Genomic DNA, 16,221 nt, shown 5'->3' on the forward strand with positions numbered 1-16,221 from the left:
GCTAACAACCGGTGATTTTGCCAGGCTAGTGTTAAGGTTTGCTGCTCATCACAACGTAGAACAGACCTCAAGCGCATCACAAAAAATACCGGCATTTGCCGGTATTCTATCACGCTCAATAACAATTTTCTGATTTAGCTGTCTTGCTTGAGCTTAGCGTCGTTTTCTTCACGTAAGACTCGGCGAAGAATCTTGCCCACATTACTCTTGGGAAGCTCATCGCGAAACTCCACCCGCTTAGGGATTTTATAGCCCGTCAGATATTGACGGCAGTGCTCGATAATTTCTTCTTTGCTTAGTGTGTCATCACTTTTGACGACGTAAATTTTCACCACTTCTCCAGAGCTACTGTGGGGCTCACCAATGGCTGCGACTTCAAGCACTTTTGGACTCAACGCCACCACATCTTCAATTTCATTCGGGTAGACGTTAAACCCAGAGACCAAAATCATGTCTTTTTTGCGATCGACGATGTGCAGCAGTCCGTCTTCTCCAAATTGAACAATGTCTCCCGTTGATAGCCACCCTTCCGAGTTAAGAACTTCTTTCGTCGCTTCTGGGCGCTGCCAATAGCCCTGCATGACTTGCGGTCCTCGCACCTGTAATTCCCCCACCGCATCAAGTGGTTGGGGTTCACCTTGGTCATTGACAATGCGAATTTCCGTCGACGGTACAGGCAAACCAATCGCGCCAGAGTAATCCGATAAATCATAGGGATTACCGGCGACTAATGGCGCACATTCAGTCAGGCCATAGCCCTCGAGTAAGTGAATACCCGTGATCTTTTTCCAGCGCTCGGCGACTGAACGTTGGACAGCCATCCCTCCGCCGACAGACAGGTGTAAGTGCTGAAAATCGAGCTCGCGAAAGTCTTCGTTATTAACTAGTGCATTAAACAGTGTATTAACGCCAGTGATGGCGCTGAATGGGTATTTGGCCAACTCTTTGACAAAACCGTCGATATCGCGAGGATTGGTGATCAATAAGTTTTGTGCGCCCATTTCGATAAACAATAAACAGTTCACCGTCAATGCAAAAACGTGATAAAGCGGCAGCGCCGTGACCACGAGCTCTCGGCATGGCGTTAGCACAGGGCCATACGCTCCTTTAGCTTGTAACACGTTGGCAATCATGTTGCGATGAGTGAGGACAGCCCCCTTGGCCACGCCTGTCGTCCCTCCGGTGTATTGTAAAAACGCAATATCTTCACTGGAAATATACGGTTTTACATATTGTAACCGACGGCCTTTTTTGACCGCTTTTCTCATCGAAATGGCCCCGGGCAGTTCATATTTCGGCACCATGCCTTTCACGTATTTGACGACAAAATCGACCAGTGTGCCTTTCGCGCGAGGCAGCATTTGTCCCAAACTGGTAATAACGACATGTTTGACTGGCGTATTGTGCACGACCTTTTCCAGCGTATTAGCAAAGTTAGACACAATGACAATAGTGGTCGCATCGGCATCATTCAGTTGATGCTCAAGCTCTCTTGGTGTGTACAACGGATTGACATTGACCGCAATTAATCCCGCTCGCAGCACACCAAAAAGCGCGACTGGGTATTGCAATAAATTGGGCATCATCAAAGCAACACGGGCACCCTTTTTGAGCTTTAACTCGTTTTGTAAATAGGCAGCAAATGCGCGGCTTCGCTCTTCGAGTTTGCGAAACGTCATCACTGTCCCCATGTTGACGAAAGCCGCTTGGTCTGAATAGTTGCGAACGGATTGTTCGAACATATCGACTAAGGATTCATATTGATCAGGGTTAATCAATTCAGGGACATCGTCCGGGTAACGAGTTAACCATGGCTTTTCCACGTTGTGCTCCTTATGTAAAGTCAAGCAAGGGAAACGTTGGCTTTGTTTGCATAAGTCACACCATTAAAATCGGCGTATTATGCCAGTTTCACCTTGCAAAACTCAGGGGTTAATTTTATTGACTATCGTTATTATTTTGTTGGCACATGCTTGCGTTGAGTTCAAATGACAATGGTGCCCACCACCGATGTGCACTGTGTCTATTTGCGGCCAGTTTTGTCGCCGTTGCTTCAGTGAAGAGAAACCACTCTCTCCTAAAATCACCAAATGCGCACAACTCACCGACGACAAAAATGCCGAAGCTTGATGTTCATTCATTCGATACAGGCTATCACATTTTAAACGCGGGTCATGCCGCCATTGCCAACCGTGAGAGCTAGGTTGTAAATCTCGCTCAACGATTGGGGCGATGAGCTCACAACTCAATCCCGTGCTGCTGGCACGCAGCGATATGGCCTGCTGTTTATTGATGACGGGCTGAGCCTTTTTTGCGCGGCGGCGAGCACGGCCAATCACCCCTTGGCGCAACCTGGTTACGGCTTTATTTTCCGCTTCTGGAAGCGGCCCAAACGATTCAATTTGAATCAAGGCCAGCAGGTGCTCAGGAAAGGCTGCACTATAACAAGTTGCGATCATACCACCAAGTGAATGACCCACCATAACAAGCTTATTGCTGGTTATTTGCGCCAAACACTGGTGAATATCGTCAATATAGTCGTGAAAGCTGTAATAATGACCGGTTGGTTTGTCACTTGACAGACCATGGCCAGGAAGATCGAGTAACACGTAATGCCCCAATGGCAGATGATCTTTCAACTCAGTAACAAGAGGAAAAAAACTGGCAGCATTGTCTAACCAGCCATGAAGGAACACCATGGTAAAAGGAGCACGATTACCATCGCCGCACTCCAATAGCGCAATCTGAGCACTCTCGGTAAAAACAGTTCTTGAGTGGAACAAAACAAGTCCTTTATTTGACGATTTCGATCACTTTATGGCGCATAGGCCAAGGGCGTGCACCGAAACAACGAGGATGAGGACAGTCAAAAATACGGCTGCCTAAGACCGGCTCATCAAGATAGCGTTCAACTCGCCATAAATGCACGGCTTGAGCCTGCATAACGGGCAACTCTAGAGGATACTGGCCTTGCTTACTTTGCTCTGTGGTTTTTTTCGCCCTGCCAAGTACAGTGACTAAACGGCCCGGTGCATAGGCCACTGGGTCGAGAAAGGTCGAACTGTAAACGATAAAACGCCCTCGGGGTTCATAACGTATATCTGGCTTTGCCGAAGCTTTGGTTGGCAAGTAAACAATTGTCAATCGCGTACTGTCCGTCAGGTTGTCAACGCTGGCAATCACCCCGCCAAGACGAAGGGGTGTATTGAGCGGCGTATCTTGCTGCCACTCGGACAAACGCGTGATTACTGAGGTCGACTCTTGGTTGATGGCGAGTTCCGGTGGAATCGTTGCGCACCCTGAAAGTAATAACGCTGCCAACAAGAATAGGTTTGCTCGTTTCGTCATTGTTACTCTCCACTTTCAGGGTTTCAATCATTCCTTTTCCAAGGTTAGATATAAAGATCGACACCAAGCATCTGAGCTAATTCCTCGCGTTTGGCTTGATGAAGGACTCCCATATACTCTTGCAACGCTTTGCGACTGCGCCCTTCCGGTAGGTCATAATGGATCGCTTGAGCAGAGTCTTCAGCCTTTGCCATGTTTTTCACATCGATGGCATTTTTTTTGACTATCGCAGATGAGGAGACGTCGGAGACCGATGAGGTTGTTTTTTTCTTACGCCGAAGTTGAGAGGACTTTTGTGTCCCATGGATAGACGAAGAAGGCAAACCGTTAATCGATGTCATATATCACCTCATAGTTGAATACATTAAGCGAGCATCACCAGTGTTATTCTCTGCCAGGCAGTTTTTTCCACGCCACGGTATCGCGTAAATAAACGGGGCTGGCATGCTCTGCCTCTGTGGTACGGCCTTGTTGCCAATCGCGCGCAGCAAGCACCACCATATCTTGAGCTTCTGGTAACGGCACACCGCTTTCGAACCTCTCCAGCGGCAATTGTTCAAGTGTTGGGTAAGCTTGCCAGCCGGTACCCGCGGTATACCAAGTCGCCCCATCGACCGACACATAATCGGCCAAGGCCTCAGGCGCAATCACCGTTTCAACGCCGCACACTTGCCAATCGCCATCACCGGTGCGTTGATATTGAGCCCAATAGACTTCACTCATCCGCGCATCAATAGCCGTTGCCACTTGCGTCGCGCCGTGCAATCGATAGCACGCTTGTGCCATAGCTTTTAATGTCGATACCCCAATCATAGGCAAATCAGCACCAAACGCTAGGCCCTGGGCAATACCAATACCGATTCGCACACCGGTGAAACTCCCCGGGCCTTGGCCATAGGCTAAGGCATCGAGTTGATTGAGCTCAAGGTTGGCTTCAGCCAGGATCTCTTCAACCATCGGCAGCACTTTTTTGGTGTGGTCACGCGGCGCAACCTCACTGCGACTGTAGATAGTATCACCGACCAATAACGCCACAGAACAGTTCTCAGTAGCCGTATCGATGGCGAGGATTTTTACACTCATGTTATTCTCTATTCTAATTCAGTAATGTTCGAGTTTTGTGTTAAAAAAGCTAGGGTTTTGTCTAAATCTCGCGTTCTTGGGATTGGAGGTAGACTGGACAAAAAGGTGCCGCCATAATCTCGAGTAACCAATCGATTATCACAGATGATTAAGGCACCATGATCATGTTGATCGCGAATCAGCCGCCCTACGCCCTGTTTTAACGTGATCACCGCCTCTGGGATTTGCACTTGAGTAAAAGGCTCTCCGCCACTTAAGCGGCAATCTTCAATCCGCGCTTTAAGCAAAGGGTCATCGGGCGCGGTAAAGGGTAGCTTATCAATGATAACACAGCTCAGGGCCTGACCTCTAACATCGATACCTTCCCAAAAGGCGCCCGTCGCAACAAGCAGTGCATTGCCCAAATCCATAAATTGTGCCAAAGTTTTTTGTTTGCTCATTTCCCCTTGTAGCAATACTGGCAAATCTAGGCTTTGCCGAAATCCCTCGCCTAACTCGCGCATCATTTGGTGTGACGTACACAAAAAGAAACAGCGACCTTGGTTGGCTTTTATCACCGGCGATAACATCCTGACTAGGTGACTTGCAAGACCTGGGCTATTAGGCTCGGGTAAATAGCGCGGCACACACAAGCGCGCTTGTTTGCCATAATCAAAGGGACTGGGCAGCGAAAACTGCTCTTTCGGGGTCAACCCCAAGCGCCCGGTGAAGTGGCCAAAGCTCTCAGAAACCGCCAAGGTGGCAGAGGTAAACACCCAAGCCCCCCCTTGCTGTTCAAGGTGTTGATGGAATTTATCCGCGACTGAGAGCGGAGTGATGTGCAAGGTAAAATGGCGTGGGGTCGTATCAAACCAATAGGAGTAGCCGGTAATATTGACATCGCAAACACGCTCTAATCTTGCCTTGACCAAGTGGGCGCGTTCAAAGGCCGCGTCAAGCAATTGGCTACGACCTAATGCCATTTTAAGCACTTCAAGCGCAAAATCCAGCGCATCATGTAAACGACTGATCTCTCTTTGAATGCTCGGTGACGAAAATGCCTCTCGCCAATTGCCGCGAAACCCAGAATCGCCCAATTGCAAGCGAACGTCCATAGCACATTGCTGTAATTGATCCGCTACCTTAGTCAATTGACGCATGTCTTTCGCTTCCATCCTGTAGCCAATTTCGATGTCTTTGGCCAATTCTTGAATTTGTCGACTCGACAACGATTGACCAAAATACTCACTGGCAATATCGGGCAGTTGATGGGCTTCGTCAAAAATAAACACTTCCGCTTCGGGGATCAGCTCGCCAAATCCGGTTTCCTTGATCGCCAAATCAGCAAGAAACAGGTGGTGATTGACCACAACCACGTCCGCCTCCATTGCTTTTTGGCGCGCTTTTAACACGAAGCACTCTTGATAATGGGGACATTCTTTGCCCAAACAATTGTCGTTGGTTGAGGTGATCATCGGCAAAACGGGGCTGTCTTCGGCAAGCTCATCACAATCGCCCAAATCACCGGTTTTAGAATACGAAGACCAGCTGCGAACTTTGACCAATTGCGATAACCAAGAGGCATCAGCCCCTGGGTGATGACACTCAGCCATTTGTCTTTCCAAGCGCTCATAGCACAAGTAATTTGAGCGCCCTTTAAGTAACGCCACTTTGCCTTGATAGCCCAAAGCGTCGATCATCAAAGGCAAATCGCGATGAAACAATTGCTCTTGTAAGTTTTTAGACCCCGTACTAATGATGGTTTTCTTTTCATTGAGCAAGGCCGGCACCAAATAAGCAAAGGTTTTACCTGTACCGGTCCCGGCTTCGACCACCAGTTGCCCTTCTTCGGTGAGCACTCGTTGCACCGCTTCTGCCATATCGATCTGCGCTTGTCGGGCCTGGAAACCCGGAATGGCTTTGCCCAAAGCGCCTTGGGAAGAAAAGGTCGTTGAAATCATCGATTGGCCTCTAAATATCAATCACCTCAATGGTGAATGTAGCTCAAGTTAGCAAAAACAGGTAACGCATGTAAAAGCAAACGTTTACTTCGACAGAATGCTTGCAACCATCGCAATAATGCTTTACTTATAAAACGGCAAGGCTTGATGCCTAATCACTCTAATTCAATTCAAGATATCACGGAAGTTTTCCAAATGACTGAAAAAAAGACGCTGTTGACGCATTGTAGTGATGCGCCAGGTCTTATCGCTAAGATCACGAATATTTGTTACAAGCATCAACTGAATATTATCCACAACAATGAGTTTGTGGATAATAGCTGTGGTGACTTTTTTATGCGCACCGAGCTTGAAGGCAATTTTAACGACCAAACTCTATTAGGTGATCTGGCTTTTGCACTGCCTAAAGAAGCGCGATACGAGCTGATCCCTCAGCAGCGCAAACGCATTGTGATCCTCGTAACAAAAGAAGCACACTGTCTTGGTGACATTTTAATCAAAAGCTTTGACGGCAGCCTAAACGTTGACATCGCCGCTGTCGTCGGTAACTACGATAAGCTGCAAAGTTTGACTGAAAAATTCGATATCCCTTATCACTTTGTTAGTCACGAAGGTTTATCGCGCGAGGAACACGAACAAGCCATGCTCACGGCCATCGATCAATACGATGCGGATTACCTTGTCCTTGCTAAGTACATGCGCGTACTCACGCCAAACTTTGTCGCCCATTATCAAAATAAGATTATCAACATCCATCACAGCTTTTTACCGGCTTTCATCGGTGCCAAACCTTATCAACAAGCCTTTGATCGCGGCGTTAAAATCATTGGTGCTACGGCGCATTTTGTTACCAATGATTTAGACGAAGGCCCAATCATCAAACAAGATGTTATTCCGGTTGACCACAACTTTAGTGCCACAGACATGGCGCAAGCGGGTCGCGACGTGGAAAAAAATGTGTTGAGCAAAGCCTTGCAAAAAGTCGTTAACGACCATGTGTTTGTCTCTGGTAACAAAACGGTCATTTTATAAGTCTTTCAGCACTCATTGACCGTTGCGTCAGCAAATCACGCGAAGAAAAAAGTTGGCATGACATCGCCAACTTTTTTATTACTCCGAGGCAATAATGTCACTTAAGCGGTGTGGGTGTAATTTAATGCACACGCCATCGGCTTTAAAAGCCAAAGTCGGATTGGCTAATCTCTCTCCTTCCCCTTTTGGGCTTGATTCTTTGTAGTCTATACCAAGCGAGGCTAATTGCGACCAGCGTTGTGCCAAGCGTGGACACTGGGCGAACACTTCTTGCTTAAAGCTCTCGATGTCTTGCGCCTCACTTGGGATCACACACTCAATATGCTCCCACCCTTGCTGCGGGTACATTTTCCCCGCTTTGGGGTATGGCAACTCTAAGCACGCTATCGACCATGCTTTAAACGTTAATGGTTGAGTAAATTTTATCACCACAATCGGTCGGCCGTTGATTTCTGCCGTTGAGATAGGATCTCCCCATGCTAACCACGCTTGATGGGCCTCACTCGCCAACAAAGGGCAGTTAATGCGCAGCGCAATATGGTCAATGGTCAAATCGGTCATGTCCAATCCCAGTCGCTCGGCTAAACGCTCAACCCTTTCGGCAAAAGGGGCTAAGTTTGCCATCATTTGTCTCGGCTCTAGATTGTGCTCTGTCAGTGTCGCGGCCACAGTTACATTCCTCATTATTTGTTCGCCGCCATACTAGTACGAAAATCGTGAGAGGTCTAACCGATTGCCCAGTCTATTGATGAATGTGAAAGGGTTATCGGATGCTGTGTAACAGGAGATGCGCTAAGTGCAAGGGCGTAGCAATGACCGAGCAAAAACACCGGTATGATGTGAGGATAAAAAGATAAATTTCCTCGCATGAGCGCTGTATGAAAAGCGATAAAATTGCTACTATGTCGGTTATTTTTGTGAACTTGAACAAGGATCGAGCAAAACAGAGTGCATTGCGCTCACTTTGCCTTGATTAACTGACTCCTTGACAGGAAGGAAACCCGAGTGAATATCCAAGCACTGATAAATGACAAAGTCTCTTTGGCTCTCGAAGCCGCCGGCGCACCAGCAGGCTCTCCAGCAGCGGTTCGTCAATCCGCTAAACCTCAATTTGGTGACTATCAAGCCAACGGCGTTATGGGCGTCGCGAAAAAGCTTGGTACTAACCCGCGCGAGTTTGCTCAAAAAGTATTGGACGTTTTAGACCTCGATGGCATCGCCAGTAAAACCGAGATTGCCGGCCCGGGCTTTATCAACATTTTTCTCGACCCTGCTTTTCTTGCCACTCAAGCGCAAAAAGCCTTAGATGACGAGCGTTTAGGCGTAGAAAAAGCGGCACCGCAAACCATCGTTGCCGACTACTCTGCCCCCAATGTGGCCAAAGAAATGCACGTTGGCCACCTGCGCTCAACCATCATCGGTGACGCCGTCGTTCGCACACTTGAATTTCTCGGCCACAAAGTGATCCGCGCCAACCACATTGGTGACTGGGGGACTCAGTTTGGTATGTTGATTGCCAACTTAGAGCGCGTTCAACAGGAGCAAGGCGACTTTTCAATGGAGCTTTCTGATCTTGAGGCTTTTTATCGCGAATCCAAGAAACTCTACGACGAAGACCAAGCTTTTGCCGAAAAAGCGCGAAATTATGTCGTTAAGCTACAAAGTGGCGATGAATATTGTGCGCAAATGTGGAAAAAACTGGTCGACATCACCATGATCCAAAACCAGCGCAACTACGACCGTCTTAACGTGTCACTAACCCGTGATGATGTGATGGGTGAAAGCATGTACAACAACATGTTAGCTGGTATCGTTGCCGATCTTAAAGAACAAGGATTGGCGCAAGAAGACCAAGGCGCGCAAGTTGTATTTCTCGATGAGTACAAAAACAAAGACGGCGAAGCCATGGGTGTCATTATCCAAAAACGCGATGGCGGCTACCTCTACACCACAACCGATATTGCCTGCGCCAAATACCGCTACGAAACCCTAGGCGCTGATCGCGTGTTGTACTTTATCGATTCTCGTCAACATCAACACCTCATGCAAGCTTGGACTATCGTGCGCAAGGCGGGCTATGTGCCAGAGAACGTCTCACTAGAACACCACGCCTTTGGTATGATGCTAGGCAAAGATGGTCGCCCGTTTAAAACGCGTGCTGGCGGAACCGTTCGCCTCGCAGACTTGCTCGACGAAGCTCAAGAGCGTGCTAAAACCTTAATTGAATCGAAGAACTCAGCGCTCGATAGCGAAGAAAAAGCCCACATTGCGCAAACCGTCGCCATGGCTGCGGTTAAGTACGCTGATCTCTCAAAGCACCGTACCACAGATTATGTGTTTGATTGGGATAATATGCTCGCTTTTGAAGGTAACACCGCCCCTTATATGCAATACGCTTACACTCGTGTGAAGTCTATTTTTGCCAAAGCCGGTATCGAGATGGAAAATATCGACGGTGATATCCAAATCACTGACGAAAAAGAAAAGACCCTCATCGCGAAACTGCTGCAATTTGAAGAAGCGGTACAGTCTGTCGCTCGCGAAGGTCAGCCGCACCTAATGTGTGCTTACCTATTTGAACTCGCAGGTCAATTCTCGAGCTTTTACGAAGCTTGCCCTATTTTGATTGTTGAAGATCCAGCAGTAAAACAAAGCCGCCTTAAACTCGCAGCATTGACCGCCAAGACGATTAAACAAGGTCTCGCTTTACTGGGTATTAATACGCTAGAAAGAATGTAAGTTATCAATGTTAAGGGCTGAATTTTCAGCCCTTTTTGTTTATAAGGATTGAATATGCCTGAGTTTGTTTTGCACCCTCAACTGGCAAAAGACACGACACAAGTCGGTGAGTTTCCATTGTGCTTGGTTTTGCTTCATCGCGATAACAGTGTCCCTTGGCTGATCTTAGTGCCTAAAAAGGCCGACCTCAAAGAGTTCCACCACTTGGCCATGAGTGAGCAACAACAGTTTCTGCTCGAGTCACAAAGCGTCTCTGAATTTCTCGAAAGCCAGTTTTCCCCAGACAAAATCAACCTCGGTGCACTTGGTAATATGGTGCCACAACTTCACTATCATCACATTGCTCGCTTTGTCGATGACCTAGCTTGGCCTGGCCCATTATGGGGTAACACACGAGGCGAATATCGAAGTGAAAGCGCGCAACTCGAGCTGACTCAACGGGTACAAAAGCACCTTAATCAGCACCCCGAGTTTTCTGCCATCCAAAATTGTTGAGTACTCTGTGATCGTCTTGGTTTTTCGCTCCCTAAACACCGAGTAAAGGGAGCGCCTTAAAGCTTAAAGATAGACATCAACCGCAATATCCTCTCTATTGACGCATTTATAAAAACACTGCGATTGCCCCGCTTGTAAACAATACACCCTCTGTATCTCACCGCGTTTAAGCCATATCTCTACCATAGCTTCAATACCGTCCTCACTGAGACCAAAAGCGTCTGCCAATTGTCTGCGAGAGCATGGACCATAGCTGTCAATCTGCTCTTTAAGACGTAGTAGTATCACAATATTACCTCCTGATACCCTTGAAGTACTCGCTTAACCCGGCGTCCAAAACGCAACCAGAAAAATACGCCCGTCCATAAAAAGATCATGAACATTAGCCAAAGACCAGCGGTGAGTGGTGACGAAGACAACTGACTGACTTGAAAACACACGGTTGCAGCACTATAAGCCAGCGCAAACGTCCACAACGCGACAAACACCGTAAAGCCTCGCCCAAATTCTCGTTGATAGGCACCTAAAGCCGCCGCACATGGCGTGTACAATAGTACAAAGACCAAATATCCAAATGCAGACCAACCTTTGGCAAAGTGGCTTTGCAGTGTTGAGTACAAGCCGATATCAACGCCCTGCTCATCGGCAGCAACGCTCAATGTGTTTAAGTCACCAACCTCTAAGCCTAAGGGATCAAAAAATGAGAGAGAGGTAAGGTTGTCACCGATTGATCGCCAAGCAGTCTGTAACTGCTCAGACAGCGACCAATGTGGATCGGGCGATGAATTTTGAACGTACAGGGTATTCAAGGTCCCTACGACTGCCTCTTTGGCAAAGACACCGGTAATAATACCAACCGTTGCCGGCCAATTGTCAGACTCAATCCCCATTGGCTCGAAAGCTGGTGTCACCCATTGTGAGGCTTTCGCCAATACAGATTGACCGTTCGTTTGATTGTCTAACGTACCGTCTAAACTAACGGAATTAAGCACATTGAGCACCGCAACTACGAGCACGATGACCTTACCGGCCCCCAAAATGAACCGTTTGAGCTTGTGCCACGTTTTTACCATCACATGTTTCATTCTTGGCCATTCATAACGAGGTAACTCGATCATACTGTGGTGTGACTGCCCGGCAAGCACGGTTTTACTCAAAAACCATCCGGTAAACAAAGCTGCACCAATACCGAGTAAATACAGACCAAACACCACATTTTGCCCTTGCTGAGGAAAAAAACTGGCGGCAAAAAGGGCATAAACGGGCAGGCGCGCACCACAAGACATGAAAGGCACCATGGCCGCTGTTAAGCGTCGCTCTCTTTCTCGCTCTAACGTTCTTGTCGCCATTACGGAAGGGACATTACAACCAAAGCCAAGGACGAGAGGGACAAATGCTTTTCCGGGCAGGCCAAGGCCTTGCATCATTTTATCGAGTACAAATGCCGCTCGTGCCATATAACCACTGCTTTCAATCACTGACAAACACAAGTAAAGGCACGTGACAACCGGTATAAATGTTGCCACCGTCTGTACCCCTCCGCCAATCCCTTCTGCCAATAAGGTCACCAACCAATCCGGTAAGTATGGCGTGAGCAATGCCTTACTGCCGTCCACCAATATCGCACCGACAGCAATATCAAAAAAATCAATAAAAGCGCTGCCAATATTAATCGATACCATAAACATCAAATACATCACTACGAGAAGAAGTGGGATCCCCAAGAAGCGATTTAATATTAAACGGTCGATTTTCTCAGTCCAACTGACCGTATCCAAGCGATAAATATTGACACAATCGAGACAAGTTTGATAAATCCACTGATATTTTGCTTGAGCAATAAATAATTCAACATCAATATTATGGTGAGCCAATTGAGTGCTGATCTCAGTATGGCACTCTGAAGGTATGTATTGCCATGCTTGAAGATCCCCTTCTAATAAACGCAAGGCAACCCCCATGTGATTGTGCTTACTTGGGCGGCTTGCTGTCTGCACAATGCCATCCAGTACGGCCGTTAACTCAGAGTCATAGTCAATCTGTATCTCGGTCAGGCTCACCTTTTGTTGAAGCAAACCATCAAGCTGAGCTTTAAATCTCACAACGTCGTCTGGGTTAAACGCCGATAAAGCAAAGACGGGACAACCCAAAGCTCGGCTTAGCACTGCGTGATCGATATCGCGGCCACTTTTTCTGAGCGCATCCATTTTATTGAGCACCACCACCATAGGACGGTTAAGCTCGCGCAATTGTAACGTTAAATACAAGCTGCGCTCTAAACAGGTAGCATCGACCACATTGATAATCATCTCTGCATCATGTTGCCAGATTGCGTGAGAGGCAATCATTTCATCGACACTGGTTTTCTCACTTTCCATCGCGTAAAGACCGGGCAGATCAATCACCTCAACCTTTTGATTGCCATGCTGATAACAACCCACCTTTTTTTCTACTGTCACACCAGGCCAATTGCCCACCTGTTGGTTTGATCCCGTCAGTGAATTGAAAAATGTGGTTTTGCCACTATTCGGGTTACCGACACTCAGTAAGGTCACACTCATAGAGTCACCTCAATACACCTTGCTTGTGCACTACGCAAAGCGAGGTCGATACCGTTGAAATGAACCTGTAATGGTTCACCTAAAGGAGCCCGTCGCACCAGTTTTATCTTAGATCGTGGTATTAAACCTAAAGCCAATAAACGCTTTTTTGCATCGAGTGGCAAATGGGTATAAGAAGCCACATGGGCACTTTGTCCCGCTGAAAGTTGATCCAACGTCATAATGAAAACCTATTGAGAATCGTTTCTGTTTACAATTAAGTTTACGTTGATGACGTATCAGGCTTTTGCCTTATATCAAAAAAATGTCAATTGCAAAAAAAACCTCGCTCAAGAGAGCGAGGTTGACCATCGAGCATCTTATGATACAAAGACAATAATGATGCTTACTGAGAGAAACAGTCGTAGAAACTATTTGCCGTGCTTTGTAGAAAGGCAAAATAACCACCAGGCTTATTTTCAATCGTTGAACCTAATGGGTCAAGCACGCCCAGTTTAGCATCGGTACCTCTTGTCACGCTCTTGACAACCGCAGGCGTAAATTGAGGTTCAGAGAACACGCAGCTGCCAGGGGTTGCGAGTAAGGTTTTGCGAATCGCAATCAAGGTTTTTGCGCCAGGCTTTCGCTCAGGGGATACTGTAAATTCACCTAGGTGGTTGAGTTCGTACACACTTTCAAAATAGTTGTATGCGTCATGGAATACGTAGTAGCCAAGGTCTTTATAAGGTGTCAATTGTTGTTTGATGGCTTCATCGGTTTTCACTAGGTTTTGTTCAAACTTGACCAAGTTTTGCTCGTATTGCACCTTGTGCTCTGGATCAAGCGCAACCAGTTGACGAGTGAGCTCTTTGGCCACTTGTCCGGTTACCTTCGCTCCGAGCCAAAAGTGCGGGTTAATGTTACCGTGATGGTGATGACCGTCATCGTGATGATCACTGCTAAATTCTAACCAATCAACATGTTGAAATTGCTCAATGGTTATGACGTTACTTTTGCCTTCGAGGAGCGGTTCCAAAAAGGGTTCGAGACCATCACCATACCAGATGCTAATATCGGCATTTTTGACTTTTTTCAGATCAGAAGGCTTAAGTACATAATCGTGGGGCGATGCATTGGCCGGTACCAATAGTTCTGGCGTCGTCACACCGAGCGTCAGTTCTGTTGCAATTAACTGAATCGGCTTAATGCTGGTTAAAACCGTTGTCGCATTGGCAAATATCGGTGACAATATGGTCACTATTAGCAGTGATAAACGTAACATGGATCCCTCAAAATTTGGCGCTAGTGTTTAATGAAAATAAATGTTACATTATAACATAATAAAAAAGCAACAGAGTTTTTACCATGTCGACGTTAATTCGTCTCAAACAGATATCCGTCGTTTTCAACCAAAAGCGCGTATTAGATAATATTTCCCTCGATGTTACAGAAGGAAAAATCACCACCTTAATTGGCCCAAATGGTGCGGGTAAGTCGACCTTAATTCGCGTGTTATTAGGGCTGCAAAAAGATTATCAAGGCACTATTGAGCGCAGTCATAAACTCCGGGTTGGCTATGTTCCTCAAAAGCTGAGACTCAATGAAACCCTGCCACTGCAAGTCAATCGCTTTATGAAATTAGCGGGAAGCTACAGCCAAAGTGAATGCCTTGAAGCATTAAAGCTCGTCGGAGCTGAGCACTTATCGTCGAGTGACATGCACAAATTATCCGGCGGTGAAACTCAACGCGTTCTACTCGCCCGCGCTCTACTGCGCCGACCTCAACTATTGGTGCTGGATGAACCAGCCCAAGGCGTTGATGTACAAGGCCAAATCGATTTATACGATCTCATTGATACCATTCGCAAACGCTTTAGTTGCGCGGTGTTTATGGTCTCTCATGACTTGCATTTGGTGATGGCCAAAACCGATGAGGTGATCTGCCTTCAGCACCATATCTGTTGCTCTGGCGCACCGGCCAGTATTCAAAGCCATCCAGCGTATGTCGCCCTGTTCGGTCAAGCCGCGCGCAACTCTATCGCGGTTTATCACCACCAGCACCAACATCACCACGATCTCGCAGGGGAACCCGTTGCTGGACAGGCTCAGCAATGTCAACATCACAACCACGGTCACCACAATGCTTGAATTTCTTCTACCATCGCTGTTAGCCGGTTTCGGTATCGCGTTAATTGCTGGCCCACTGGGCTCCTTTGTTGTTTGGCGACGTATGGCCTATTTTGGTGATACCTTAGCTCATGCCTCTTTAATGGGCCTAGCTCTGGGTTTTTTGCTGGATATCAATATTTATCTGGCTTTGATAATTTGCTGCTTAATGCTCGCGGCCGCACTGGTTACCCTTCAACGCCAACAATTGGTGGCAACCGATACCTTACTCGGTATTTTAGCTCATTGTGCACTCTCTATTGGCCTGGTTTCTGTGAGTTTTTTAGACGATGTGCGAGTCGACTTAATGGGTTATTTATTTGGTGATTTACTCGCCGTTAGCCCTAGTGATTTGCTCTTTATTTACTCGGGAGCTCTTGTCGTGGGCGTAGTGCTCTTTTTGACTTGGCGCCCCTTGTTATCGAGTACCATCAACGAAGAAATGGCAGCGGTAGAAGGTACAAATATCGATTTGATGCGTTTGGTTTTAATGCTTTTGATTGGTGTTGTGATTGCCATTGGAATGAAATTTGTCGGTGCTCTTATCATGACGTCGTTGCTGATCATCCCAGCGGCAACCGCGAGAAAACTGGCTCACTCTCCCGAGCAAATGGCGCTGTTTTCTTCGATTATCGGTTGTATCTCCGTGATTGCCGGGATCAGTTTTTCTTGGCACTTTGATACGCCTGCTGGCCCTTCGGTGGTGCTCAGTGCGGCAAGCTTGTTTATCGTTGCACAATTAATGCGCCGTAACGCGTAATCGCAATATGAGTCATGTGAATTAACGAGAAACAAAAAGGCCTGGGTTGTTACCCAGGCCTTTTTAATTAAACCACGTTTTATACCATTCTTATGAAGTATGTGGTCAATGATAGCGC

General features: G+C 47.1%; 16 protein-coding genes. 5 read left to right on the forward strand and 11 right to left on the reverse strand.

Going from position 1 to position 16,221, the window contains the following annotated elements:
- Nucleotides 1-134 precede the first annotated feature (134 nt).
- The 6 genes from fadD to AB0763_RS09345 form a co-directional block, all read right to left on the reverse strand.
- Nucleotides 135-1,823, reverse strand: coding sequence for a long-chain-fatty-acid--CoA ligase FadD (gene fadD, locus AB0763_RS09320; RefSeq protein ID WP_306100472.1), 1,689 nt, complete (start codon nt 1,821-1,823; stop codon nt 135-137).
- Nucleotides 1,824-1,925: 102 nt separating this feature from the next.
- Entirely contained in the window at nt 1,926-2,783 is an 858-nt protein-coding gene (locus tag AB0763_RS09325) for an alpha/beta fold hydrolase (RefSeq protein WP_306100473.1), read from the reverse strand.
- A 10-nt stretch (nt 2,784-2,793) separates the two neighbouring features.
- Nucleotides 2,794-3,348: a Slp family lipoprotein gene (locus AB0763_RS09330; protein ID WP_306100474.1), complete on the reverse strand. Its 555-nt coding sequence runs from the start codon at nt 3,346-3,348 to the stop codon at nt 2,794-2,796.
- Between the two features lie 44 nt (nt 3,349-3,392).
- Nucleotides 3,393-3,689 (reverse strand): chromosome partitioning protein ParA, encoded by a 297-nt coding sequence (locus AB0763_RS09335; protein WP_306100475.1) that lies wholly within the window; start codon nt 3,687-3,689, stop codon nt 3,393-3,395.
- 43 nt (nt 3,690-3,732) lie between these two features.
- On the reverse strand, nt 3,733-4,431 hold the full coding sequence (gene tsaB / locus AB0763_RS09340; RefSeq protein ID WP_306100476.1) for a tRNA (adenosine(37)-N6)-threonylcarbamoyltransferase complex dimerization subunit type 1 TsaB: 699 nt from the start codon (nt 4,429-4,431) through the stop codon (nt 3,733-3,735).
- An 8-nt stretch (nt 4,432-4,439) separates the two neighbouring features.
- Entirely contained in the window at nt 4,440-6,371 is a 1,932-nt protein-coding gene (locus AB0763_RS09345; protein WP_306100477.1) for an ATP-dependent DNA helicase, read from the reverse strand.
- A gap of 195 nt (nt 6,372-6,566) precedes the next feature.
- Here AB0763_RS09345 and purU point away from each other — a divergent pair, with 195 nt between their 5' ends.
- Nucleotides 6,567-7,403 (forward strand): formyltetrahydrofolate deformylase, encoded by an 837-nt coding sequence (purU, locus tag AB0763_RS09350; protein WP_306100478.1) that lies wholly within the window; start codon nt 6,567-6,569, stop codon nt 7,401-7,403.
- Nucleotides 7,404-7,481: 78 nt separating this feature from the next.
- Here purU and AB0763_RS09355 read toward each other — a convergent pair whose 3' ends face one another.
- Nucleotides 7,482-8,087: a VOC family protein gene (locus AB0763_RS09355; protein WP_306100479.1), complete on the reverse strand. Its 606-nt coding sequence runs from the start codon at nt 8,085-8,087 to the stop codon at nt 7,482-7,484.
- Nucleotides 8,088-8,408: 321 nt separating this feature from the next.
- Here AB0763_RS09355 and argS point away from each other — a divergent pair, with 321 nt between their 5' ends.
- Complete coding sequence (argS, locus tag AB0763_RS09360) at nt 8,409-10,142, forward strand: arginine--tRNA ligase (protein ID WP_306100480.1); 1,734 nt, start codon at nt 8,409-8,411, stop codon at nt 10,140-10,142.
- A 54-nt stretch (nt 10,143-10,196) separates the two neighbouring features.
- Entirely contained in the window at nt 10,197-10,637 is a 441-nt protein-coding gene (locus AB0763_RS09365) for an HIT domain-containing protein (protein ID WP_306100481.1), read from the forward strand.
- 63 nt (nt 10,638-10,700) lie between these two features.
- Here the strand turns inward: AB0763_RS09365 and AB0763_RS09370 are convergent, their stop codons facing one another.
- The 4 genes from AB0763_RS09370 to znuA form a co-directional block, all read right to left on the reverse strand.
- Nucleotides 10,701-10,925 (reverse strand): FeoC-like transcriptional regulator, encoded by a 225-nt coding sequence (locus AB0763_RS09370; RefSeq protein WP_306100482.1) that lies wholly within the window; start codon nt 10,923-10,925, stop codon nt 10,701-10,703.
- A complete protein-coding gene (gene feoB, locus AB0763_RS09375) occupies nt 10,922-13,198 on the reverse strand; it encodes a Fe(2+) transporter permease subunit FeoB (protein WP_306100483.1) in 2,277 nt (758 codons plus the stop codon). The genes AB0763_RS09370 and feoB overlap by 4 nt, the downstream gene beginning before the upstream one ends.
- Nucleotides 13,195-13,419 carry a ferrous iron transport protein A gene (locus tag AB0763_RS09380; protein WP_368643078.1) on the reverse strand — a complete coding sequence of 75 codons (225 nt, stop codon included), beginning with the start codon at nt 13,417-13,419 and terminating at the stop codon, nt 13,195-13,197. The genes feoB and AB0763_RS09380 overlap by 4 nt, the downstream gene beginning before the upstream one ends.
- 164 nt (nt 13,420-13,583) lie before the next feature.
- Entirely contained in the window at nt 13,584-14,459 is an 876-nt protein-coding gene (gene znuA, locus AB0763_RS09385) for a zinc ABC transporter substrate-binding protein ZnuA (protein WP_306100484.1), read from the reverse strand.
- An 83-nt stretch (nt 14,460-14,542) separates the two neighbouring features.
- On the opposite strand from znuA, the gene znuC reads away from it, so the two are divergent.
- Together znuC and znuB are read left to right on the forward strand one after the other, a co-directional pair.
- Nucleotides 14,543-15,325: a zinc ABC transporter ATP-binding protein ZnuC gene (gene znuC / locus AB0763_RS09390; protein WP_306100485.1), complete on the forward strand. Its 783-nt coding sequence runs from the start codon at nt 14,543-14,545 to the stop codon at nt 15,323-15,325.
- Nucleotides 15,318-16,103, forward strand: a complete 786-nt coding sequence (gene znuB, locus AB0763_RS09395) for a zinc ABC transporter permease subunit ZnuB (protein WP_306100486.1) — start codon at nt 15,318-15,320, stop codon at nt 16,101-16,103. Before znuC ends, znuB begins: the two co-directional genes overlap by 8 nt.
- Nucleotides 16,104-16,221: the final 118 nt, after the last annotated feature.

The sequence above is a fragment of the Vibrio sp. HB236076 genome, assembly GCF_040957575.1.
Lineage (GTDB): Bacteria > Pseudomonadota > Gammaproteobacteria > Enterobacterales > Vibrionaceae > Vibrio.

Excerpts from the sequence above, each read along its gene's own strand:
- AB0763_RS09330 (WP_306100474.1), bottom strand. The coding sequence starts at position 3,348 with ATGACGAAACGAGCAAACCTATTCTTGTTGGCAGCGTTATTACTTTCA.
- AB0763_RS09335 (WP_306100475.1), bottom strand. The coding sequence starts at position 3,689 with ATGACATCGATTAACGGTTTGCCTTCTTCGTCTATCCATGGGACACAA.
- tsaB (WP_306100476.1), bottom strand. The coding sequence starts at position 4,431 with ATGAGTGTAAAAATCCTCGCCATCGATACGGCTACTGAGAACTGTTCT.
- AB0763_RS09345 (WP_306100477.1), bottom strand. The coding sequence starts at position 6,371 with ATGATTTCAACGACCTTTTCTTCCCAAGGCGCTTTGGGCAAAGCCATT.
- purU (WP_306100478.1), top strand. The coding sequence starts at position 6,567 with ATGACTGAAAAAAAGACGCTGTTGACGCATTGTAGTGATGCGCCAGGT.
- AB0763_RS09355 (WP_306100479.1), bottom strand. The coding sequence starts at position 8,087 with ATGAGGAATGTAACTGTGGCCGCGACACTGACAGAGCACAATCTAGAG.
- AB0763_RS09365 (WP_306100481.1), top strand. The coding sequence starts at position 10,197 with ATGCCTGAGTTTGTTTTGCACCCTCAACTGGCAAAAGACACGACACAA.
- feoB (WP_306100483.1), bottom strand. The coding sequence starts at position 13,198 with ATGAGTGTGACCTTACTGAGTGTCGGTAACCCGAATAGTGGCAAAACC.
- AB0763_RS09380 (WP_368643078.1), bottom strand. The coding sequence starts at position 13,419 with ATGACGTTGGATCAACTTTCAGCGGGACAAAGTGCCCATGTGGCTTCT.
- znuA (WP_306100484.1), bottom strand. The coding sequence starts at position 14,459 with ATGTTACGTTTATCACTGCTAATAGTGACCATATTGTCACCGATATTT.
- znuC (WP_306100485.1), top strand. The coding sequence starts at position 14,543 with ATGTCGACGTTAATTCGTCTCAAACAGATATCCGTCGTTTTCAACCAA.
- znuB (WP_306100486.1), top strand. The coding sequence starts at position 15,318 with ATGCTTGAATTTCTTCTACCATCGCTGTTAGCCGGTTTCGGTATCGCG.